Origin of the sequence: Ktedonosporobacter rubrisoli, assembly GCF_004208415.1 — a bacterium.
Lineage (GTDB): Bacteria > Chloroflexota > Ktedonobacteria > Ktedonobacterales > Ktedonobacteraceae > Ktedonosporobacter > Ktedonosporobacter rubrisoli.
The window spans coordinates 3402319-3423337 of record NZ_CP035758.1; the positions used below are offsets into that span (position 1 = coordinate 3402319).

Sequence of the window (21019 nt, forward strand, 5' to 3'; positions counted from 1 at the left end):
AGGAGCATATGCGATGTATCGAACACGTCTGTATCGAAACTATCCCTCCAACTTGACGGATGAGCAGTGGGAGATCTTAGCATCTTTGATCCCACCTATCAGCCCCAATGCTGCTTTTTATCTGCATGAACGGCGTTCGATTGTTGACGCGATCTTGTATGTGTTGCGCAGCGGCTGTCCTTGGCGTAGCCTCCCCCATGACTTTCCAGCTTGGCAGACCGTTCACCACTACTTTCGGATGTGGCGACGTGCAGGCATCTGGGATCAAGTGCTCACTGCATTGCGGATGCAGGTTCGGGTCAAGCAAGGCCGAGATCCTGAGCCAAGTGCGGCCATCATCGACAGTCAAAGCATCAAAACCAGCGGAGTGCGTGGCCAAGAGAAAGGTTACGATATGGGGAAAAAAAATCTACGGACGCAAACGGCACGCCCTTGTGGATACCCAAGGCCAACTGCTGGAGGTGAAAGTGACAGGAGCCGAAATCTCTGATCAAGCGGGAGGCAGAGACTTGCTCTTGCCTCTCAAAGAACGATTTCCTAGACTTCTGCTCCTCTGGGGGGACAGTCATTATGGAGGTGAGTTTCTCAAATGGCTCAAATACACCCTGGGATGGACAATGCAAACAGTCAAAGGGCTTAGTGTACCCAAACGCGGCCTGCTCGTCCCGGAAGGAGAAGAGGTGGATTGGGCACACCTCTTTCCCTCTGGCTTCCGCCCTCTCCCCAGGAGATGGGTCATTGAACGCTCATTTGCCTGGATCGTCAGATGGCGTCGGCTCTGCCGCGACCATGAGGGCTTGCCCCAAAGCAGCGAGGCCTTCATCAAACTCTCTGCCAGCTACCGCATCTTGACCAAGCTCGCTCCACGAATTCCATCGTGATGGGAGTCATACACATTCTGAGAGAGGTCGTCACCTTTCCTCTCATCTATAAGAGGAAGGCTATCTGTAATGGCACCGACGCCGGCCCTCCTGACGGCTCTCCAAAGTGCAACGAACACAGGCATTGAACGCTTGACGATCATCCGTCCAGCACGAGAAAAGGAGATGACGCAAGCGGAAGGAGCGCGTACTTCGTAGATTGTCTTTCTACTAGAAAGAGATTTTTCTCTCCCAGGGTGAGCAGAACAAGCTTTCCATGTGCTTGGCCATTGAATGCACTGGTGAGAGACAACACATGCAAGATTGGAAGATAGGAAAACGTTTCGCGGAAAACAAGAAAAGGAGAAGGCTATGGCAAATTTCGACGGGGAGTTTTTTATTTTTAACCGCAACAGTGGGAAAGTTATTGTTGTTGCCGGGGGATCTAGGGACAACGGGGCAAACATCTGCCAGTGGCAGTATTCTGGGAACGATGATCAAAAATGGACCCTGGAAACTACAGATGGGGAGTACTACACGATCAAGAATCGTAACAGTGGGAAAGTTATTGTTGTTGCCGGGGGATCTAGGGACAACGGGGCAAACATCTGCCAGTGGCAACATAGTGGTAATACTGATCAACAATGGAGTCTTTTGAAGATAACAAAATAAGATCCTAACGAACATGGTATGTATGCAGATGGCCTACGGAACAGGTGCCAATGCATACATGCTCTTTCGCTCATGATCTCGGCATGGTCATAAATACAGCGGCAATTGTAGATCATGAGTCTTTTACGCTCCCCTACTGAATAGATACCATTTTTAGCCATGCTTGCTACCAGTTATCCGCTGTCGAGCATCTCGCCTATCTGGGGGCGCAGCAAGTTGACGATCCTTTCGCTCCCTCTGGACTGACGCGATAGTATCAGACGCGCTTCTGGGCACGGGTCCATCTGGAAGCGTTTCATCCCCTCTTTGAAACACGTCGTCGAACGCTTGCCACACCAAAAGATTTTTTATCACTGTTATCGTGGGGGCAAACAAACATAGCGCAAGCGCTGGTTACTATCGCGACTGAGCAAGAACGGCTATTCTCTTCTGCTCTCTCAGAGTAACTGTTCTCTCTTCCCTGAGAGGGGAAACGCTACGTAAGGTGACACCAGCCGCAAGATAGCTGCCAATACAATATAACGAGCAATAGAAAGATCAAGGGCATTTTCCCCACTTTCTTGGATGTTTCGAGAACACATCTCCAATTTCTTCGTTATTTCGCCACCAAAGACACAATCCAGATCAAATCCGTCCACCTCTATATGTGTGATTTGACTTGTCATAGTCCTGCCGCTGTTTTGGGCTGGATCAAAGGTGTTCAGCCCGGACCGAAGTTGATGTATCAGGCATTTTCAGCTATTTGCGAAACGCGAAGGTTGAACAAAGCGGGTTACGCGCGCTTCAGAAACTTTTACCTGTATGGTGAGCGTAACCTTGCCGGAGAAACGGCTCTGGTCAATATTTTCAAGATGTCTTGACTCTTGAATATGATCAGGAGCGACTGTCGCGGTACTCGGTGGAGTGGCAACCGGATGATCGCCATCTTTCTCGTGTAGGTGCCCCTCGGCTCTATCAACACGGATATCAGTCTGCGCAACTGGAGCTGTGGCAACCAGGTGAAGTCGAGTGGTTTGTGATTATTCGGGATTCCTCACCCGCACGGCGGCGCAGGCGTGCAGCTCGTATCCTGGTGATCCAACCTCCTTTACTCTCCGATGGAACACAAAGATCATGATGCAGAGACACCCTGCCCTATGATGCGCAGATTAGGTGGTAAATGACTTGCGCATGTGGTCACTTCTTACCCTCAAACCGACACTTTTGCGCCTTTCTGGTGGGCAGTCGTGATCCATCATCGCCAGAATATGGCGCGCAGCCAGCGGATCAGGATGTCTGACTACGGTACATTCACGATACGGCTGAGGCGAGCAAGAAGTGTCTCATCGGGAGAACAGGGAAGCAAGCGTAGAGCAACGGTCGGTTGGCGGAGGCAGAAGGAGGGATGTTCTTTTCAGGCATCCCTCAACTATCTCTTAGATTCCTATGGCTCCTATGAGGTAGGCTCCTGTGAGATCGGTGCTTTGGAGGTGGGCTCTTTGGAGGTTGGCACATCCGAGGTAGGCTCCTGTGAGGTCGGCAATTTGGAGGTTGGCTTCTCCGAGGTAGGCTCCGCCGAGGTTGGCATTGTTCAAGTTGGTGTGATGGTCGAAGCCGGCTCCCCTGAGGTAGGCTCCTGTGAGGTCGGCACATCCGAGGTAGGCTCCTGTGAGGTAGGCTCCTGTGAGGTTGGCATTGTTCAAGTTGACGCCTGTGTTGAATTCAGGTCCTATGAGGTAGGCTCCTGTGAGGTCGGCGTTGCTGAGATCAGGTGTAATCGATGGATTCTGCTCTCTCCAGGCATTCCATTCCTGCACTGACTTTTTGAGAAGATTCACGTGGTTCTGATTTGCCATGCTGTTTTGCTCCTTGTTTCTTTGGTTCTTACGAGACAAAAACACGCCTCTGTATATAGAGGCATTATCGTCTTTTCAGTATATCACTGGCAGATGGCTCAAAGCGAAAAGATTTCCCGGCCACTTTTGTCGCAACGGAAGGTTTCAATAGGTGTAACCACTCATAGTGGTCGGTATGGAGCGAAACCCCGCCAGGACCTTGGTAATGTCCGTGTGCAGTATCTCTTGCAACAAAACACGCTCAAAAGCACGGAAGTGGGCAGATCTTTCTGCAACGAATATTGCACACCTTTTTATCAAGGTCCTGGCGGGGTTTGAGAGCCCATGTGTATATTCGCTCTCCTGCCTCTGAGGTGGAGCAAGGCTAATCATGGTAAGGTGTCGTGCCTACGAGCTTCAGCACTTTTATTTCATCAAGCTCTCCCCATTTTGCCTCTAGTACTCTATTGCCGTTGTAGAGGCTAACGCTCTTCTGGATATTGCCCCCCAAGGATCGCCGATCATCTGGCAGACACAAGCATGAGAGAACGTTCTGGGTATGGGCTTCTGCATGAGCTACGGCTGCATGCTCCTAAGTGGCGCTTGGACTTTGCAACTGCTGAAGCTCGCTCTCTTGTTGCTGCCGATGAGCTCCCCAAACGTGCAACGGTTGCGCATTTGGGGACAAGTGGACAAGCGCCTAGCCGCGATCTGGGCCAGTGTCAGCAGGAAGCCATAGGAACGCTTGCCCTTCTTCGCAGCAATGAAGGTGCTCATCACCCATTGCTGCCTGAGAGGCGATTCATCTGCTTGTGATGTCGTCCCTCTCTCAGGCAACTTTTCTCTGCGTTTCCCCCATGCACAAGGAGGCTCCACTCCTGCTCCATGTGCAGCTCTCGTCCTTTCCTCAAACTCCCACCTCCCCTTGCTTGCCACTGGTAGCTCTATTTCGAGCAAGCCTGCTAGCTTCTCCGTCAAGCTCTTCATCTCCTCTAGTTATATCGGGACCCCATTTTCTACGAGGTGAGGGCCCAAGCAGTCATAGAGCGCTTGGAACAAGTCAGCGTGACACCGTAGTATCGTCCTTATGAGCCACTTGGCAGAAGAGGATGAACACTCTGAGAGCGCTGTGATTTTATAGAAATTATGGCACTCGCTCTTCCCCATATCATGACAGAAGCTTGAGACCAGAAGCGGCTTTACACTGATGAGCTACGAAGCATTCTGTCGTCTGTCAGGGCCTCGATTCACATGTGTGACCCATATGGCGGCAGTGAGGAGAGGTGCCTGAATGCACCTCAAAAAGCAGAACTTATGAGCCGATTTTGCTGCGCATGCCGAACGGCAACCCCAACAAGTCGTCCAGAACTGCTCCCGTTCCATAGAGACCATCAAGCCGCAGTAATGCAGACGCTTCCGGCAACTGGTGCGCCCGTAGGTACGACTGGATCGTTTCCTCCGCGCGGCGTAGCTCCTTGCGGTATTCGCCATTGCCCGGATTGCCAAACGTGCCGAGCCATTGAGCGGTATGGGCCTGCAGAACGGTCGTCCGGGTTCGCACAACTTCCCCTCGTTTGCGACCCGTGTAGCCTGCAGCCGCACACCTCATCAAGACGACGTGCGGCTGCAGGCTGGCCCTCCCTCTTTGACAAGGCGCGCTGGCGGGCCGCCTCTCGTGTCCCATCGATGTCGAAGACCTTCCACAGCTTCCCTGTTCGGTCAGTCAGCCCGCAGGGGCGCTGCGGCAGCCGTCTGCTCGCCGCTCCTGCAGATCTTCGAGAAAGAGCGTGCGCAAGGCTTCGATTGGCCCTGCTGTCAGAGCCGCCAAAAAGCGCGAGAGGGTCGAACGAGCTGGAAGTTGGTCACGCTCAAACAAGGCCATGAATGGGGCGGCAAAGGGCCGAAGCCGCTCGTAGAAGGTCTCCAGGGCGCATTGCAAAGTGCACTCGCTCACTGATCCTGGCCAGAACACCGTGCTTGCGAAGATATTCAACAATCAGCACAACTTCGCCAAACCAGGCTGGCACAGTGGGAGCCGACTCAGCGGAGGTCTGAATAGTGAGAGAGGGCTGATCGGGACCGTTCATATATAGAACACGTGAGGAGAGCTCCTTTCTGTGCTTTCATCGTTCTTTCGCCTTCCATTTTACCTGGCGAAGCCAAGCAAGGACCATGCTCTGTCTCACTCCTCGACCCGCGTTCCAATGGTCTTTGGATTCGGATGAAGGGTGACGATCCGCAAGATCCCCGAGCCCGCGTTGCTGAACTTGTGAGGCACACCGGCTGGCCCGATCACGACATTTCCAGCTTCGACTTCTAAGCTGCTCTCACCCACAGTAAACGTGGCGCGACCCTCCAGGATGAGAAAGATCTCATCATACGGGTGAAAGTGGAGTTTAGGGCCTTCGTCAGGGGGGAGCTGCATCCAGAAAAACGAAAGGGGAACGCCTCCATAGTCCTTTCCTTGAAACAGGTAGCCATTCTGAAGCTGCTCCTTGGGAATGATAGGTGCCATATGTTTTTTCCTTTCATCGTCAAATGGTGTCGAAAGCAAAACAGACAGGTTTGCAGTCTTGTACAGAGAATCCGCTCAGCGGACGCGAGAACTCCCCCACAGAACCAGCGAAAAGCGCGAAAGCAGACCTATTCAAGGTACCCAAATCAGAGAGCTGCCACAGCGGGAATGACCTCTCGGCCAATCACCTCCAGCGGGGTGATGGTATCGATCTGTGGAATCACCCCAAGCACTGTTTGTATTCCCATTCCGGCGAGCCAGCGCAGGTGCTCGATGAGCTCGCTCGCTTTAGAACCATCCTTGCCAACGTCAAAGGCGAACATACAGGTCTTCTCAATCGTGTCATACTCGCGCTTTTCCGTCTCACAATGCTGGCGCAGGATCGCCAATTTCTTTGGAATCTCTTGGCCGGGTCGCAGGTTGCACGCATCGGCGTAGCGCGCGACCAGGCGCAGCGTTCTTTGCTCACCACTTCCGGCGATCAGAATCGGCGGATGGGGTCGAGTGAGGCTCTGTGGAACGTTCAGCGGGCGCGGGATCTGGTAAGAGGTTCCCTCAAAGGGGCGCTCGTCTCCCCGCTCGCCGTGCCACATGCGCAGGCAGATCTGGATCGCCTCCTCCAGCATCTCATAGCGCTCTTTCGTTGGAGGGAAAGGCAGGCCTGATCCACGGGCTTCCTCTTCGTAATCTCCCGCGCCGATGCCCAGCCACGCCCGCCCCCCAGAAAGTACGTCCAGCGTGGTCACAGTCTTGGCGAGTCGAATGGGTTGCCAGTAAGGCGTTGCTGTGACCATCGCAATGAGCTTGATCCGGCGAGTATGAGCAGAAAGGTACGCCAGCGTTTCATAGCAGGAGAGTTGCTCGCGCTCCACCCCACCGAGATAGGCGGATTGCCAGACATGATCTCCGAGACTGATGCGATCAAATCCCGTTACGTCGGCTATCTGTGCGATCTTGACCAGCGTGGGGCCAATCAGGCTCGCTCCCCCCTGCCAGGTAAAATCGTTCATATGGAGTCCCAGTTTCATAACATCTTTCCTTCCCGTTTTTCAGCATGCTCACTCTTCGCGTCAAGAGTGTTACCCTATTTCTCATTCTGCACGCTTTCTCCTCCCGCCTAGTGTCCCGAAGAAGTGAGGGAGAGATGTTAGTATAGCAACCTGAGATGACAGAGGTATGAACTTTTTCCGCGATTTTGTCATCAATTTGTCACCTTGCTGGGGATTGTCGCGCCCACGGATAGCACAACGAGATGCATGTATGTGCTGAGATGTCTTCACAGGCCCGTTTAGTGCTCCAACTTTTTGCCTACCAAGGAATCGAAAATCCCTCTGCATGATGAAAACAGGAAAGCCGCGAAGAACCTCTCAAGCTAAATCATTGCTGAGATAAAACTCGTTGCGCAACCCGGGGGCAGACTCACTTCGTAGGGCATTTACCAGTAACACCCTTGCTCTGACGAAAAGATATGCGGCAGAAACTCTGCCTCCTTCTTCCTCTTCATCGCCCTTCCCAGGCGGCTTGAGTGGGATAAGACGAAAAGATTTGTGCCTGAAGAAACGCAGATTGATCTGGCAAACAACACCTGGTTCTGGTAAAGTGTGAAAAGGCGATTGCTTTACACTGCATCGAGAGAGCAGATATACTGTGAGAAAGTCATACGCTTGGCCCTTCCCAGGAAAGGGGTGATCGTTATGGCAAAACAAGACGTCCCGTGAGAAGGGTAGTGAGATGAGCAAGCTTCTCTTTGTTCCGACAAAAACATCTCGTCGCTTGTGCGCTGGTATGCGCGAGCGCTGCTGCATTTGTTTATCAGCTGCTCATACAGGGAGAATCGATTGTCCAGATCAACAAGACGCAAAGCGTGATCACAAAGGTCGCCGAAGTGGCACAGAGGAAGAGGTTTTCCTATGCCTGAGTCATCTTTGCTGGTGACCAAGTTCACCATCCCACCTCTTCGTTCCACGCTGTTACCACGCGAGCACCTGTTCACGGTCCTCAATCAGAGCCGCTCGTATCCCTTGACGCTACTCTCGGCCTCAGCTGGTTACGGCAAAACAACCCTGCTCTCAGCCTGGGCGAGCCAGAGATCTGGTCAGGTCGCCTGGCTTGCACTCGATGAGCAAGACAACGATCCAGCACGCTTCTGGGCATATGTGATTGCCGCACTCAGGAAAGCTGGCTCTCCAGCAGGAGAGGCGACGCTCGCGATGTCGCACTTCCCACAACCGGCGCACCTTTCCAGTGCTCTGACTTTGCTCATCAATGAACTCTCCACGCTTGGGCAGGAAACGATCCTGATTCTGGATGACTACCATCTCATCAAGGAACCGACTATTCACGAGTCCCTTCAGTTCTTGCTCGATCATCTTCCCGCTTGCCTGCACCTGCTGCTTGCCACTCGTGGTGATCCTCCGCTGGCGCTTGCTCGTCTGAGGGCACGAGGACAGATGGTCGAGATTCGCGACACTGATCTGCGCTTGGACAGCGCAGAGGCGGCCAGTTTTCTGACCCAGGTGATGGTTCTCTCGCTCTCAGAAGAAGAGATCCGTCTCCTGGAGACGCGCACCGAGGGATGGGTTGCTGGACTCCAACTCGCGGCCCTTTCCCTGCGGAGACACGCTGACGTGTCGGCCTTTCTCCAGGCATTTAGCGGCAGCCAGCGTTTTATTCTGGACTATGTGCAGGAGGAAATTCTAGGACCGCTGCCTGAGTCGTACCAACGTTTCCTGCTCTACACATCGGTGCTTGAGCGGATGAATGCCGAAGTTTGCCAGGCACTCTCTGGGGAGCAGGCCAGTCAGCAGATGTTGGAAGCGCTGGAACGGGCCAACCTCTTTCTGGTTCCACTTGATGAGGAGCGGCGCTGGTATCGCTTTCACACCCTTTTCCGCGAGGTACTGCTGGCGCGTTTACAAGCCACCCAGCCGGAGCAGGTGTTGCACCTGCACCGCGAGGCGGCGCTCTGGTATCACCAGCAGGGATGGCCGCACGAGGCGATATCCCACGCGAGGGCCACGCAGGACGCGCTTTTCATGGCAGAGTTGCTGGAGGGCTATGTCGAGCAGTTGTATCTGCAAGGGGAGATCAAAACGCTGCTGGCCTGGATCAAGCTCCTCCCTCAGGAGATCTTGCGCGCGCATCCTCTCCTTGCCACGAGCTACATTTTCGCGTTCAGGATGCTGTCCCCTTTCTCTGATCAGGAGGAAAGAGTGTATCTGCACCAACTCCGAGAAGGTGTGGAGCAGACCGTGCAGAGCGAAGACCAGCGTCGCCTTTCGCTCGCTGAGCAAGAGCGGCTGCGCTATCGGCTTACTCTTCTCGACGGCTGGGAACTGATGACACAGGCGCTCGCTGATGGCAATGGGGAGCAACTGAGCAGGGCTGCTGAGCAGATGGAGCATCTGGAGTTTTCTGACGACACCATGTGGCAGCAGCATCGGCTGGCACCATTCGCCATCGCCTGGCGCATGGCAGGGGATTTTCTCCCGATGGTGACAGCCTTGCAGGAAAGTCGGAAGAGAACCCGAATGGCGCAAAATCGCTATCAGGAGGCCCAAATCCTCTGGGGATTGATTGCCGCACTGATTGCCTTGGGACGCCTCTCACAAGCACACGACCATAATCAGGAACTCCAACAGTTGGTCAACCGTCTGGGAGGACCCCTCCCAGAGGCGGCGTATCCCAACCTGTTCCAGGCTCAGCTTGCGTACGCGTGGAATCGACTGGAAGAGGCAAAAAGCGCTGCGCACAAAGCGATTGAGCAGACAGCACCGTTGCAGTACCTCGACATTCTCATAGGGGCCTCTGAGGTGCTGATCTCTCTCTATCTTGCTCAAGACGATCAGGCTTCCGCTGAACAAGTGGTACGCGAGATGGAACGGATGCATCACGCTGCCGAGATCGCGCTCATTCGCCCCTGGCTCGAAAGTTTCCGGGTCCATCTCTGGCTCGCCCAGGGCGACCTGACGCGAGCCGCGAACTGGGCCGAACACACCTCCTCTCGCCAGGAATCCCTCATCTACAGCCGTGAAAGCGCCTCTCTGGCGCTGGTACGCGTCTATCTAGCGCAGCAGAGATATCCACAGGCTTTGCATCTGCTCACAGATCTCCTGGAGAGCGCCGAGCAGGTTGCCAGAAGAGGGAGTGTGATCTCCATCCTGGCGCTACAGGTCGTGGCTCTCCAGGGGTTAGGTGCCACACAAGGGGCGCTGCGCGTTCTCCATCGACTGCTCACATTGACCGAGCCTGAAGGGTACGTGCGCGTCTTTCTCGATGCTGGCCAGCCGATGCACCAGGCTCTTCAGGCATGGCTCACGACAAAGCACATGCGCGCCGCCATCTTCCCTGCCCCACCGGCACTTGTTTCCTATGTTTCTACTGTGCTCGCCTCCTTTGCCAGCGAGCAGCACCAGATCGTTCAGCAGGAAATCATCCTCCCTGGCTCAAAAGCTCTACCACGCCCCTCCTCTCAAACTGCCCAACAGCTCCTTGAGCCGCTCACGCCACGGGAGCTGGAGGTCTTGCACCTGCTTGCCGCGGGTGCTTCCAACCAGGAGATTGCCAACCAGCTGGTGGTTTCGCTCGCCACTGCCAAGAAACATGTCGCCGGTATTCTCAGCAAGCTCGGGGCAGAGAATAGGACGCAGGCCATTGCCTATGCACGTGCGCTCTCCTTACTCTGAGCTCGTGATTGTGCGTCAGCGCTAGCCCTACATTGCCTGGATCGCTCCGATCCAGGCATCAAGCAGGTATCCTTTTGGCTATTCTGGGCGCTTCTCTGCGCGCTGCTTCTCTCCACACAAGAGAGTATCCTTCTCCTATCCTTTTGGCTACTGTGTTCCACCTATCGAGAGAGTATGCTTCTTCGTAGACGACAAGAGATGGACACGATAGAGAACTCTTCTCAGAAGAGTTCACAAAAGGATAGTAACACATGCACACGAAAACGACCAGCAACAATCAAGCGACTACTCCCGTGCGGGAGCACTACACAACTGGCATCGTCACCTCGCAAGATGGCACCAGCATCGGCTACCGCCAATACGGTCACGGTCCGAGCATTGTCCTCGTACAAGGAGGCATGGGGTCAGCCCATAACTTCCATCAGCTTGCAGGAACCCTGGCTGATACTTTCACTGTCTATGTGCCAGACCGGCGTGGCCGCGGTCTCAGCAGCCCACATAGCAACGATTACAGCATCCAGAAGGATGTTGAAGATCTCGATGCCCTCTTGATGAAAACAGACGCCCGCCAGGTCTTTGGGCTGAGCACCGGAGGCCTGATCGTGCTCCGCTCGGCACTTGTCCTCCCCACCATTCACAAGCTTGCTATCTACGAACCAGCGCTCTCTGTCAACGGCTCTACTCCCCTTGACTGGGTGAAGCGCTATGACAAAGAGATGGCCCAGGGCAACGTGGCAGCAGCGCTCATCACGGGCATGCTCGGCCCGAAGATGGGGCCACCGATTATGCAATACATCCCCCGTCTGCTGCTCGAATTCCTAACAAAAATGATGTTGGCGCGGGAGGACAAGAACGGCAGCGGCGAGTACCTATCGATGAGGACGCTCGCTCCGACCCTTCACCACGATGGACAGGTGCTCTTCGAGATGAGTGAAACGCTGGAAAACTTCCACACTGTGCAGGCCAAGGTACTCTTGCTCGGCGGCTCCAAGAGTGCGGCGTTCCAGAAAGCGAGCCTTGACGCCCTGGAGAAGGTCTTACCTCATGTGACACGTGTTGAGTTCCCTGGACTCGATCATGGCTCTGTCTGGAATTACGATAAACAAAGGAACCCAGGCGGCAAACCGGAACTGGTGGCACAAGAACTGCGCCGTTTTTTTGCCGAACCATAACATGCTTCATATGCGTATGACAAGCGATAGAAAGAAAAGACGACAGGCCAAAAATTCGAGATGGTCTGAGAGGCTCGCGTACAGCCCTATTTCACTGGTCAAGCATATGGATAGAGTCGAGCAGAGTTAGGAAAGAACGTATGGATACCATCACTTCACCATCTTCATCATCGTCGGGACAGCCAGTGCCTCGCTGTCCTATGTTCTTTGCGAAGCAGTTCCAAGACTTGCTCGATCAACGGAACTGGACGATCACTTTCCAGGGCCAAGGGAAGCAGTTCGCGTGTTAACTACAAATACTCTCTCCACCCACACTCACGAAATTTGCATTTCTGCCGTATTTCGTCCAAGTGCTCATAGAGGGTATTGTCGCGGTCCCCGTAACGAGCAAACGCGGATGCTGAAACCTGGATTTGGTCAGCAATGGCTGCCAGTACCCTGCACGCAATCCCCGCTAAATCTTTCAATGGTCGTCCCGGAAAGCGTAATACGGCGAGCTGAACCGCAAATCCCAGGCGATTATAAAGTCGCCTCCTTTGCTTAATGAGATTGGGATCTTGCTGCGTAAAGGTGTTGTAGCGAACAATCTCTCGATCCGGAAGGTCAGCCGGGATTTGGGTCAGGGTATGACGCTGTTCAGGAGTTAAGTAGGGTGGTGTTTTGGAAGTGAAAGGCACGTTCTTCTCCACATACACATAATCAATGCTCTTTTCTTATCATGTGTATGTGAATAGTGTCAATGAAACCGCCACGAACGGGACCGGAAGGCTATCGGCTGCCTTAGTGAGAAAGAGATTCTGGCCCATTCTTGCTCTACCAAGCCTTAGCGGGGAAATATGTACGAAAAATGTTACGATCCCAAGTAGGAGAAAAGAGCAGCAAAGACTGCATGGAAAAGAAAGCAAATAGAATGAGAAGTGCTTGGAGAAAGAGGGAAGAGCTCCATGTGCATGTTCGCTCTCCTGCCTCTGAGGTGGAGCAAGGCTAATCATGGTAAGGTGTCGTGCCTACGAGCTTCAGCACTTTTATTTCATCAAGCTCTCCCCATTTTGCCTCTAGTACTCTATTGCCGTTGTAGAGTCTGACGCTCTTCTGGATATTGCCCCCCAAGGATCGCCGATCATCTGGCAGACACAAGCATGAGAGAACGTTCTGGGTATGGGCTTCTCATGAGCGATGGCTGCATGCTCCTAAGTGGCACTTGGACTTCGCAACTGCTGAAGCTCACTCTCTTGTTGCTGCCGATGAGCTCCCCAAACGTGCAACGGTTGCGCATTTGGGGACAAGTGGACAAGCGCCTAGCCGCGATCTGGGCCAGTGTCAGCAGGAAGCCATAGGAACGCTTGCCCTTCTTCGCAGCAATGAAGGTGCTCATCACCCATTGCTGCCTGAGAGGCGATTCATCCGCTCGTGATGTCCCCCTCTCAGGCAACTTTTCTCTGCGTCTCCCCATGCACAAGGAGGCTCCACTCCTGCTACCTGTGCAGCTCTCGTCCTTTCCTCAAACTCCCACCTCCCCCTTGCTTGCCACTGGTAGCTCTATTTCGAGCAAGCCTGCTAGCTTCTCCGTCAAGCTCTTCATCTCCTCTAGTTATATCGGGACCCCATTTTCTACGAGGTGAGGGCCCAAGCAGTCATAGAGCGCTTGGAACAAGTCAGCGTGACACCGTAGTATCGTCCGTATGAGCCACTTGGCAGAAGAGGATGAACGCTCTGAGCGCGCGCTCACGCACCCTTCATCGTCTCTGCAGATGGTTGTAGAGCCCTGCGAGGAGGGAAGAAGAGAACGGCTCTGGCAGGTGGGTACGAGCAACAAAGCGTGACTGTCTCCGCCATCACAGCGGCTCTCTCTCCTGGCGACTACAAGGTTCGAGGAGGCTTCTCGCAGAGGCCTCCTACATATTTTGTGGCAGTGCAAAAGCTGAGTATCATAAACGTTCCAGCCTGTTGAAAAACTCCTTGCTGAGCTTACAAGTGGGCCCATGAGTTTGACGGAGCGAGGGTTCCGCCAAGTGGAGAGAAGGGTATAAGGATAAAAAGTGCATGTGAACGGGAAAAGAGGAGAAGCTGAGATTGACAAAGGAGGAAAAAGGCGATGCAATGGGGACGAGGAGGAGCAAGAACTATGATGGGTTTCAAAGAGCGGGCCTTTGCCCCTTTAGTCGCAGTTTCCCTGGAGGAGTTGGTTCCTCAGGATCATTTTTACCGGCATCTGCAAAAAGCCCTGGATCTCTCGTTTGTCTACGATCACGTTCGCGGGCATTACGCTGTGGCTGGGCGACCGTCCATCGATCCGGTGGTCTTTTTCAAGCTCCAGTTGGTGATGTTCTTTGAAGATATTCGCTCGGAACGCCTCCTCATGCGCCAGGTGGCAGATCGGTTGAGCGTACGCTGGTATGTGGGCTATGAACTGGATGAGCCACTGCCGGATCATTCCACGCTCAGCAAGATTCGCACTCGTTACGGCTTGGAGATATTTCGCCGCTTTTTTGAGACCATTGTGGAACAATGTCGCCAGGCAAAATGAGTCTGGGGCAAGGAACTCTCCTTTGACGCCACACAAGTTGAAGCCAATGCTGATCTCGATTCATTGGCCCTACGTTTTGCCGTGGAAGCTCGCGAAGCCATCCGAGAACACCTCGCTGCTCTGTTTGCCTCTGAACCAGCAACACCTGAGCAGACCGAGGAAACGCATGGGGGCTCCGCTGTTCTCGAACCCATCTCACCGGAGGAAGCCTCTCCAGGACCCTTTCCGCTCCCCACATCCCTTTCCCAGACGCGGCGTGATGACCTTGCTGCCGACAATGCGGCTCGACATGACTGGATCGCTGAGGAGGGTCGGCCCCAACGCGAAGTCCATGGCACCTATCAACGGACAGCGGACCTGCGGATCAGCACGACTGATCCCGACGCCACGCCCATGCGTCTCAAAGGAGGAGGGACACACCTGGGCTACCATACACATTACGTTGTGGACGGAGGGAGAAGTCGGATCATTCTGTCGGTGCTGGTGGTGCCAGGGGAGGTCAATGACAATCAACCCATTCTCGATCTGATCTGGCGGATCCTCTTTCGCTGGCGTCTCCGACCCAGGCAGGTGACAGGTGACATGATGTACGGAACCATCGAGATCATCAAAGCCCTAGAAGATGCCCACATCCGTGCGTACATTCCTGTTGCCGAGAGAGGGCAACGCGCTGGCTATTACGGATTAGCGCAATTCACGTATGATGCATTCCATGATCAGTTTACCTGCCCTCAAGGACACATCTTGCGGCCTGCGTACCGCTTGGAGGGGTCACAGGAAGTACAATATCGCGCAGACGCTGCCATCTGTAACGCTTGTCCAGTGAAGAGTGCGTGTACCGAAAGCAACCGTGGTCGGCATGTCCATCATCCTTTTTTGGCCGACTACCTTGACCGTGTGAAAGCCTACGAAGCCATCTTTGCGTATCAAAAAGCGCTCAACAAGCGCAAAGTCTGGGTCGAACCACTCTTTGGAGAGGGCAAGCAGTGGCATGGGATGCGGCGTTTTCGTTTGCGACGACTCTGGCGGGTCAACTGTGAGGCGCTCGTCATTGCCTCTGGTCAGAACCTCAAACGCTTGCTCCAGAAACGAGGTTGGGGGCGACGTCCGTTTCCCTCCGAAGCCGTGGCCATGGCTCTTCCCCTGGCTTCGCCGATAGAGAAACCTCCCACCAACAGAAGCAAGACCATCCATAGGCGCAAGGTCGCCGTGGCAGAAATGATCTCTCTTGGCCTCAACAACAGGCAATCTTACGCATATATCCTTTGTTTTTCTTTGAATAGTCATTTTATGACTATTTTCCTTATTTTATCCTCATCTCCTATTTCACTTTTGCCTTCGTTTTTGCTCTACCAAATTGAGATGGGGAATTTTTTAGCTCATCCTTTCTCATAAACTCTGCTGGGCATTTTTCAACAGGCTGGTTCGTTTCTTGTGACGTGTAACGGAGTTCACCTGAGTCGTCATGGAAGTGCCTATTTCTTGGGAGTTCCCTCCTGGCATGGACGTAGGTCCTTTGCATCCTCTTGTTGATGCCTCCCGCTCTCTTTGGTGCCATCCGGCCACAGCAGAGTACGAGGTGTCGTTCCCTCCAAGCTTGAGGGGTCACAGGTTGTTGAGGTTAATCTCTACCCGCTGCTCGATCGGAGTTCCATTCACCTGCCCTCCAACATTGATCCATGCTGCTTGCATTTCTGCCTTGTAGATGCGAAGCGGGGAATTCCCCCTCACGATCTCTATCGCAGGAGGCTGTTCACCTGCTCGCCCAAAAACGGCGAGCAGCCCAGACGCTATCTCGTCTGGATCTGACAATTCCTGTGCGATGGCTTGGATATAGACCCCCTTTCCAGTTCCTTCAGAAACGGTTGAATCATAGAGAACCGCTGCGATCTGCCTGTGTTCTCTGATATTCTGGGAGTGATGGGCTTGCCGCGCTGATATCCAGTAAAAATGGTGATTGCGATCAAAAGCCACATAGACCGGAGAGCACCAGGGAAGACCGCTTTGTGAGGTAGTCGCAAGACTTGCATAACAAATATGAGCAAGAATGTTTTTTGCAATCCTTGTGTTCATGAGCTATCTCCTCTCCTCCAGTTCGGGTGGCTTACGGAAGACATAGGGAGCTATCTCACCGTCCTGACTCTCGGGGGCAGCAACCGCAAAACCATACTTACGCAAGAGCCACCGGTCAATATGGAGTCCGACCAGGAACCGAGCAAAGGGAGAAAGGGGGCAAAAATAGCCGTACTGCCCCTGAAGATGACACCCCAACCGTTGTTTGTTCGCCTCATGTGAAATCCCAAAATCAATCCGCTCAAAGCAGTGGTCAATGGCGTAGCGAATAATTTCATACTCGGCATACCGATGAGCAGGAATGTTGCCAATAAGCGCATAATCCACGCCGCTATGACCGGCCTCAAGCGTGGAGGCATGCTCAAAGGTGAGAATGAAAGTGAGGAGGTGTCCCAGTCGTTGCACGAGAAATACTCGACAGCCTGGCAGCGTCAGCGCTTGACTGAAATAGGCTGGGGGAAGAAGGAGTTGATCAGGGTCCTGATGCTTCCAATACGACTGGAGCCAGAGCCGATGCAAATCGGGAAGAAAGGCACGGGCCTCCGATCCTGGGAGGACCTGCAAGGTGCATTGGGCCTGTTGCACCCGGCGTAGGTCTCGGTGAACCAACTCACGGTAACGAGCACGCAACGCCGTGAGGTAGTCGTCAAAGGTTACCCACCGAAGGTGGAGCCATGCCTGTTGAAACAACGGCTGGCGATGGAAGCCGAGTGTCCTACAGGTGTCCTCAAGCGCCTTGAAAGTGGTCAAGGTTTCTTTGTTCACATCGCGCAACACCATCATTGCGGCATGTTGGGTGCTTGCTTCCCGGATCATGCCATCGATCAAGGTGCGAAGAATCTCCTGATCGGAGCAAGACTGGGAGAAGCCGAAAGGGAAGCCTATCGTGAGCGGTGAGGCCCCGATAAAGACCCTGGGATGAAGCAGGGGAAAGAGGGGAAAACGAGTGAGATAGCCAAAACTCGTTCCCACGACCTGACCGTCCTTGCGGGCCACAAAATAGCGGAAGGTACAATCGAGCTCACAACGGGCAAGAGCCTGGAGGTAGTCAGCAGAAAAGGCGCTCTCCGCTGCACAACAGCCATTCCAGTCCCTTGCCTCAATCTGGTCCAGTTGCTCGAAAACCTGAATCGTTAGTGCTGAGAGATTTTTCTGGGTATCCATGAGCAGCCACCTTTGAGAGATTGAGGGCTATATCCCATAAGCAGATGCAGCACATTCAATCAGCGTGTTGCCTGATGTTAAGCGATGAGCTGAGCAAATTTCCAGATCTGCGCAGTGAGCAAGGTTCGCATAGGTTTCCAAGGATCGTATCTGACCTCCGAGTAAAACCAGGGTGAGTAATTCCTCAGCCGTCACCGGGCGAGGAATGGGCTCCTGACCGCTGAGTGGTTCCAGGATGAGCACACGTCCTTGTGGTCCAATGGCTTGTGCACAACGACGAAGGATCTCAATCGCGGGTGCATCATCCCAGTTGAAGAGCACACAAGAGAGGAGATAGATATCCTTCCCAGGAGGAAGCGGCTCGAAAAAGCTCTTTCCAACGATGCTACAGCGCTCTAGCAGTCCTCGATCAGCAAACGTGGCCTGAGCACGGGCCGCTGTTTCAGGCAACTCAATGAGTGTCCCAGAGAGTGCAGGATACGCGTGAAGAAGTGCAGCAAGCACGCTTCCCATTCCTCCGCCGACATCAACGATATGACCTACCCTTGTCCAATCATAGCTCTTGACCAGGGCATCGGCATCCTCTGTCGAAAGCCTGATCATCAAGGGATGAAACCAGGCGCTCAGGCTGGCGTTGGTGCTTAATGCTTCCCAGAACGTACATCCGTAGATGGCTCGATAGGCAGCTTGACCTGTGCGAATCGAGTCGAGGAGCCCTATCCATACTCGATCCATGTTTCCTCCCACCCCTTCTTGGTCGAGCTGTTCTCGCAGATGCTGGGGATGATCATCGAGAAGCATACGGGCTGCATGGGTCAGTTCAAAGTGTTCTGGGGCTCGTTCGGTAAAGATCCCAGAGGCGCTCAGATAGCGCAAGAGCATACCAAGTGCACCTGGATGCACCTGCGCTCGGCTGGCAAGATCCTCCAAGTGGGTCACGCCCCCAGCGATGAAATCGGCCAGGCGTAATGTCGCGGCGACTCGGATGGCCCAGGGCAGAGCGAGTTCTGCTTGCTGATCCAGGCTCAATCCTCTTTGTTTCTTGGTGCTCATCGTTGCACCTCCTTCCTGCCCTGTTTCAATGAATACTGCTGCTCTCGTTGGAGGCCGAGATCACCACTGATGACCAGCAAGAGCGAGCCAATCTTCATCAAACGCATCGACCCGTTGAACCAGAGGTCGCCAATGGCTACGATCATCGCCGTGCCCAGCGTGGATCAGAGGCAGAGGCCATCCCAACGTCCATCTTTGTGAGCACCAATGAAAGCAGAGAGATGTTGCAGACAGAAGCGATTCTTGCCAGAAGCGTAAGCAAGAGCTGTGAAAAACCATAGGAGCATTTTAGGAGTGTTGTTCCAAGCATTTCACAAAAGATGGAGAGGACGAGAGAGATGTGGGTCATCGTGGCACCTCGATTTAAAACTGATAGTCTTCTTTGACGGCAGTAAGGGCTTGAAGGAAGCCCTCGATCTGCTCTGAAGTATGCATCCTATTGGGCAGAATCCGAATCATGGCGTGGTTGAACCGGACAGCAGGATAATGGAAAACAGTCACCAGATAGCCCCGCTCGAACAATCCACGACGAACCGGTTCTACTTTCTCATCATCGCCCACCAGGATCGAAGTGATGTAGGTCGGAGTTGGGTTGAGGCGACAGCCTATGGCTTCAAGCCGACGGCGAAAGAGCGCGACTTGCTCTAAGTAGCCGTCCACAAGAGCAGGCTGTTCGACGAGTTTGTGCATAATGAAATGAATCGTGCTAGCGGTTGGGGGTTGGATAGCAGCAGTAAAGATCGATGTTCCTGAGAGAAATTCAAAGGCGCGTATGGCATCAGCGGGACCTGCAATGATCCCTCCTTCCAGGCCAACGGACTTGGAAAAGGAGGTCATCACAAAGGTTGCTCGCCCAAGGTGGGCAAACTCCTGAGCAAAGGGTCGCTGCGATGGTCCATAGATCAAAAAACCGTTGGCATCATCCACAAAGCTGACAGCCCCATAGCGCTCACAGACATCTAAGAGCGTACCAATAGGGGCGACTCCTCCATCCGTGGAATAAACGCTCTCGAAAACGACGACGATTTTTGCCCCCTGCAGCCTGGCGAGCATCTGTTCTAAATGGATCGGGTCGTTATGGGGAAAATACTCATGCTGTGGAAATCCCTCAACACCTTTGCGTAGGCTCCAGTGGCAATCCCGATCTAAGAGGAACACGGTTTCCCGATTATCGAGCCCACAGAGCTTTTTTGTTCCGAAACGTGTTCCCATGGCGTGCAGAAAACCCAGGTTCGCTAAGCAGCCAGAAGCAAACGATAATGCTCGTTCTTTGCCAGTAAGGTGGCAGTAGAATTCTTCGACTTGCTGATGGGCCTGGCTTACCCCTTGAGCTAAGCGCGAACCCGCTGTCACGATCCCATATCGACGGGTGGCTTCCAGGAAATGCTCCAGGATTTCTTCATCCTGTTGGAATCCAAGAAAACTGATCCCAGCCAGATTCACCAGCTCCTTCTGCCCTAAGCGGATGGTATCATAGGCGGGACTTTCTAGAAAAGAAGGCTCATGCCAAAGGCTCCGCTCTTGGAGCGCCGCAACAAACGAGGTGAACCCCCATGCGTCCAGAAGAGACTGTTGGTGTACCATTCGTTCTCCTTCTCTAGCCTCTCGGCTTCATTTCCTCCTCTCCCAGTGAAAAGGAGTGTTGAAGCATCCTTGTGCAACTCGTTCCTTCTTGTTTCTCAGAAACCAGAGATGATGGTGAGAAGCCTCCCTTCCCTTCTGCAGTTCAGCCTCACCAGAACTGACCACGGACGGACAATGACGAAGGAAAGATCCCTTCGTTGCTGCCACGAGACTGTCTCCTGGATGGTGACAAGGGAGGGACGGGGACTCGAATGGCGTCATCCTCATGAGCCTTGGCAGGAAGCAGAGAAAAAGACGCCACGCCTCCCGCTTTTTCCGCAAACGTCGTTTTACGGGGAAGTGTCAATATCGACCCTTTTTTTGGAACGGATTGCAGCGTCGCAAAACCGTTCGTTTCTTGGGATCAAGGGCAAGAGCGCCTGGCAACGATCCTCTCTCGCACTCACGTTGAGCTTCTGCCTGGCACGAAGGTAACGCCTGATCCGCAGCTGACCTTACGTCCACGTGATGAGATCTGGGTGACGATGAACAGCACACAGGCATGAAAAAGGGGAAACAATGAGATGAGACCTTATAGCCCAGACACGCATGGCTTCGTCGCATGGTATCGTTCTGCGTGAGTGAATTTCTTGCCCTCTGCCTGACGGCGTTAGTGTGCGTACCAGTTCCACCTTCTCCTGCCTACTTAGTGGGAAAGCCTCCCTCGGAATTTTTTTAGCATCTCGTTTTGGACCGTCATTGAAGGCATCGAGCAGAGAGGATCGCGGATGAAGGACAATGAGAGACAACGGTGATAAAGAGGCGCTGGTGGATGGATATGTACCAACTTTTCGGAGGCGGTTGAGCAGTTTTTCTGCCCTGCTAGACTAATAGTAGACATTCTGTCCACATTCTGAATGA

General features: G+C 53.6%; 22 protein-coding genes. 10 read left to right on the plus strand and 12 right to left on the minus strand.

Going from position 1 to position 21019, the window contains the following annotated elements; all coding sequences use genetic code 11:
• Nucleotides 1-13 precede the first annotated feature (13 nt).
• The 5 genes from EPA93_RS49760 to EPA93_RS15215 all read left to right on the plus strand — a co-directional run bounded on the left by EPA93_RS49760 (nucleotide 14) and on the right by EPA93_RS15215 (nucleotide 2649).
• Complete coding sequence (locus EPA93_RS49760; RefSeq protein ID WP_242527413.1) at nucleotides 14-490, plus strand: IS5 family transposase; 477 nt, start codon at nucleotides 14-16, stop codon at nucleotides 488-490.
• Nucleotides 435-881 carry a transposase gene (locus tag EPA93_RS50730; RefSeq protein WP_340689238.1) on the plus strand — a complete coding sequence of 149 codons (447 nt, stop codon included), beginning with the start codon at nucleotides 435-437 and terminating at the stop codon, nucleotides 879-881. Before EPA93_RS49760 ends, EPA93_RS50730 begins: the two co-directional genes overlap by 56 nt.
• Before the next feature lie 69 nt (nucleotides 882-950).
• The gene (locus tag EPA93_RS50330) at nucleotides 951-1079 is read left to right on the plus strand and encodes a hypothetical protein (protein WP_277988895.1); all 129 of its coding nucleotides are present in this window, start codon (nucleotides 951-953) and stop codon (nucleotides 1077-1079) included.
• 153 nt (nucleotides 1080-1232) lie between these two features.
• Nucleotides 1233-1532: an RICIN domain-containing protein gene (locus EPA93_RS15210; RefSeq protein WP_129888330.1), complete on the plus strand. Its 300-nt coding sequence runs from the start codon at nucleotides 1233-1235 to the stop codon at nucleotides 1530-1532.
• 856 nt (nucleotides 1533-2388) lie between these two features.
• On the plus strand, nucleotides 2389-2649 hold the full coding sequence (locus EPA93_RS15215) for a hypothetical protein (RefSeq protein WP_129888331.1): 261 nt from the start codon (nucleotides 2389-2391) through the stop codon (nucleotides 2647-2649).
• A gap of 298 nt (nucleotides 2650-2947) precedes the next feature.
• Here EPA93_RS15215 and EPA93_RS15220 read toward each other — a convergent pair whose 3' ends face one another.
• Nucleotides 2948-3367 (minus strand): pentapeptide repeat-containing protein, encoded by a 420-nt coding sequence (locus EPA93_RS15220; RefSeq protein WP_129888332.1) that lies wholly within the window; start codon nucleotides 3365-3367, stop codon nucleotides 2948-2950.
• Nucleotides 3368-3886: 519 nt separating this feature from the next.
• On the opposite strand from EPA93_RS15220, the gene EPA93_RS15225 reads away from it, so the two are divergent.
• Nucleotides 3887-4162, plus strand: coding sequence for a hypothetical protein (locus EPA93_RS15225; RefSeq protein WP_129888333.1), 276 nt, complete (start codon nucleotides 3887-3889; stop codon nucleotides 4160-4162).
• 496 nt (nucleotides 4163-4658) lie between these two features.
• Here EPA93_RS15225 and EPA93_RS49090 read toward each other — a convergent pair whose 3' ends face one another.
• The 4 genes from EPA93_RS49090 to EPA93_RS15240 all read right to left on the minus strand — a co-directional run bounded on the left by EPA93_RS49090 (nucleotide 4659) and on the right by EPA93_RS15240 (nucleotide 6889).
• Nucleotides 4659-5030, minus strand: a complete 372-nt coding sequence (locus EPA93_RS49090; RefSeq protein WP_207229557.1) for a hypothetical protein — start codon at nucleotides 5028-5030, stop codon at nucleotides 4659-4661.
• A gap of 39 nt (nucleotides 5031-5069) precedes the next feature.
• On the minus strand, nucleotides 5070-5300 hold the full coding sequence (locus EPA93_RS49095) for a hypothetical protein (protein WP_207229558.1): 231 nt from the start codon (nucleotides 5298-5300) through the stop codon (nucleotides 5070-5072).
• Nucleotides 5301-5528: 228 nt separating this feature from the next.
• Nucleotides 5529-5861: a cupin domain-containing protein gene (locus EPA93_RS15235; protein WP_129888334.1), complete on the minus strand. Its 333-nt coding sequence runs from the start codon at nucleotides 5859-5861 to the stop codon at nucleotides 5529-5531.
• A gap of 146 nt (nucleotides 5862-6007) precedes the next feature.
• Nucleotides 6008-6889 (minus strand): TIGR03560 family F420-dependent LLM class oxidoreductase, encoded by an 882-nt coding sequence (locus EPA93_RS15240; RefSeq protein WP_129888335.1) that lies wholly within the window; start codon nucleotides 6887-6889, stop codon nucleotides 6008-6010.
• Nucleotides 6890-7771: 882 nt separating this feature from the next.
• Between EPA93_RS15240 and EPA93_RS15245 the strand changes: the two genes are divergently transcribed.
• Entirely contained in the window at nucleotides 7772-10546 is a 2775-nt protein-coding gene (locus tag EPA93_RS15245) for a winged helix-turn-helix domain-containing protein (RefSeq protein WP_129888336.1), read from the plus strand.
• Nucleotides 10547-10797: 251 nt separating this feature from the next.
• A complete protein-coding gene (locus EPA93_RS15250; RefSeq protein WP_129888337.1) occupies nucleotides 10798-11718 on the plus strand; it encodes an alpha/beta fold hydrolase in 921 nt (306 codons plus the stop codon).
• Nucleotides 11719-12008: 290 nt separating this feature from the next.
• On the opposite strand, the gene EPA93_RS15255 is transcribed toward EPA93_RS15250, so the two are convergent.
• On the minus strand, nucleotides 12009-12395 hold the full coding sequence (locus tag EPA93_RS15255; RefSeq protein WP_165423131.1) for a DUF4158 domain-containing protein: 387 nt from the start codon (nucleotides 12393-12395) through the stop codon (nucleotides 12009-12011).
• A 1448-nt stretch (nucleotides 12396-13843) separates the two neighbouring features.
• Between EPA93_RS15255 and EPA93_RS15260 the strand changes: the two genes are divergently transcribed.
• Together EPA93_RS15260 and EPA93_RS15265 are read left to right on the plus strand one after the other, a co-directional pair.
• The gene (locus tag EPA93_RS15260) at nucleotides 13844-14245 is read left to right on the plus strand and encodes a transposase (protein WP_165423132.1); all 402 of its coding nucleotides are present in this window, start codon (nucleotides 13844-13846) and stop codon (nucleotides 14243-14245) included.
• A gap of 63 nt (nucleotides 14246-14308) precedes the next feature.
• Nucleotides 14309-15640 (plus strand): transposase, encoded by a 1332-nt coding sequence (locus tag EPA93_RS15265; RefSeq protein ID WP_129888340.1) that lies wholly within the window; start codon nucleotides 14309-14311, stop codon nucleotides 15638-15640.
• 210 nt (nucleotides 15641-15850) lie between these two features.
• Here EPA93_RS15265 and EPA93_RS15270 read toward each other — a convergent pair whose 3' ends face one another.
• From EPA93_RS15270 to EPA93_RS15290, 6 genes are read right to left on the minus strand one after another with little or no spacing between them, the layout of a single operon-like run.
• Nucleotides 15851-16318, minus strand: a complete 468-nt coding sequence (locus EPA93_RS15270) for a pyridoxamine 5'-phosphate oxidase family protein (protein WP_129888341.1) — start codon at nucleotides 16316-16318, stop codon at nucleotides 15851-15853.
• A 3-nt stretch (nucleotides 16319-16321) separates the two neighbouring features.
• On the minus strand, nucleotides 16322-17482 hold the full coding sequence (locus tag EPA93_RS15275; protein ID WP_129888342.1) for a GNAT family N-acetyltransferase: 1161 nt from the start codon (nucleotides 17480-17482) through the stop codon (nucleotides 16322-16324).
• A gap of 27 nt (nucleotides 17483-17509) precedes the next feature.
• Nucleotides 17510-18535 carry a methyltransferase gene (locus EPA93_RS15280; protein WP_129888343.1) on the minus strand — a complete coding sequence of 342 codons (1026 nt, stop codon included), beginning with the start codon at nucleotides 18533-18535 and terminating at the stop codon, nucleotides 17510-17512.
• Nucleotides 18532-18681 carry a hypothetical protein gene (locus tag EPA93_RS50945; protein ID WP_165423133.1) on the minus strand — a complete coding sequence of 50 codons (150 nt, stop codon included), beginning with the start codon at nucleotides 18679-18681 and terminating at the stop codon, nucleotides 18532-18534. Before EPA93_RS50945 ends, EPA93_RS15280 begins: the two co-directional genes overlap by 4 nt.
• Nucleotides 18678-18884 carry an SMR family transporter gene (locus tag EPA93_RS50950; protein WP_129888344.1) on the minus strand — a complete coding sequence of 69 codons (207 nt, stop codon included), beginning with the start codon at nucleotides 18882-18884 and terminating at the stop codon, nucleotides 18678-18680. Before EPA93_RS50950 ends, EPA93_RS50945 begins: the two co-directional genes overlap by 4 nt.
• Nucleotides 18885-18898: 14 nt before the next feature.
• On the minus strand, nucleotides 18899-20119 hold the full coding sequence (locus EPA93_RS15290) for an aminotransferase class I/II-fold pyridoxal phosphate-dependent enzyme (RefSeq protein ID WP_129888345.1): 1221 nt from the start codon (nucleotides 20117-20119) through the stop codon (nucleotides 18899-18901).
• Between the last annotated feature and the right edge of the window lie 900 nt (nucleotides 20120-21019).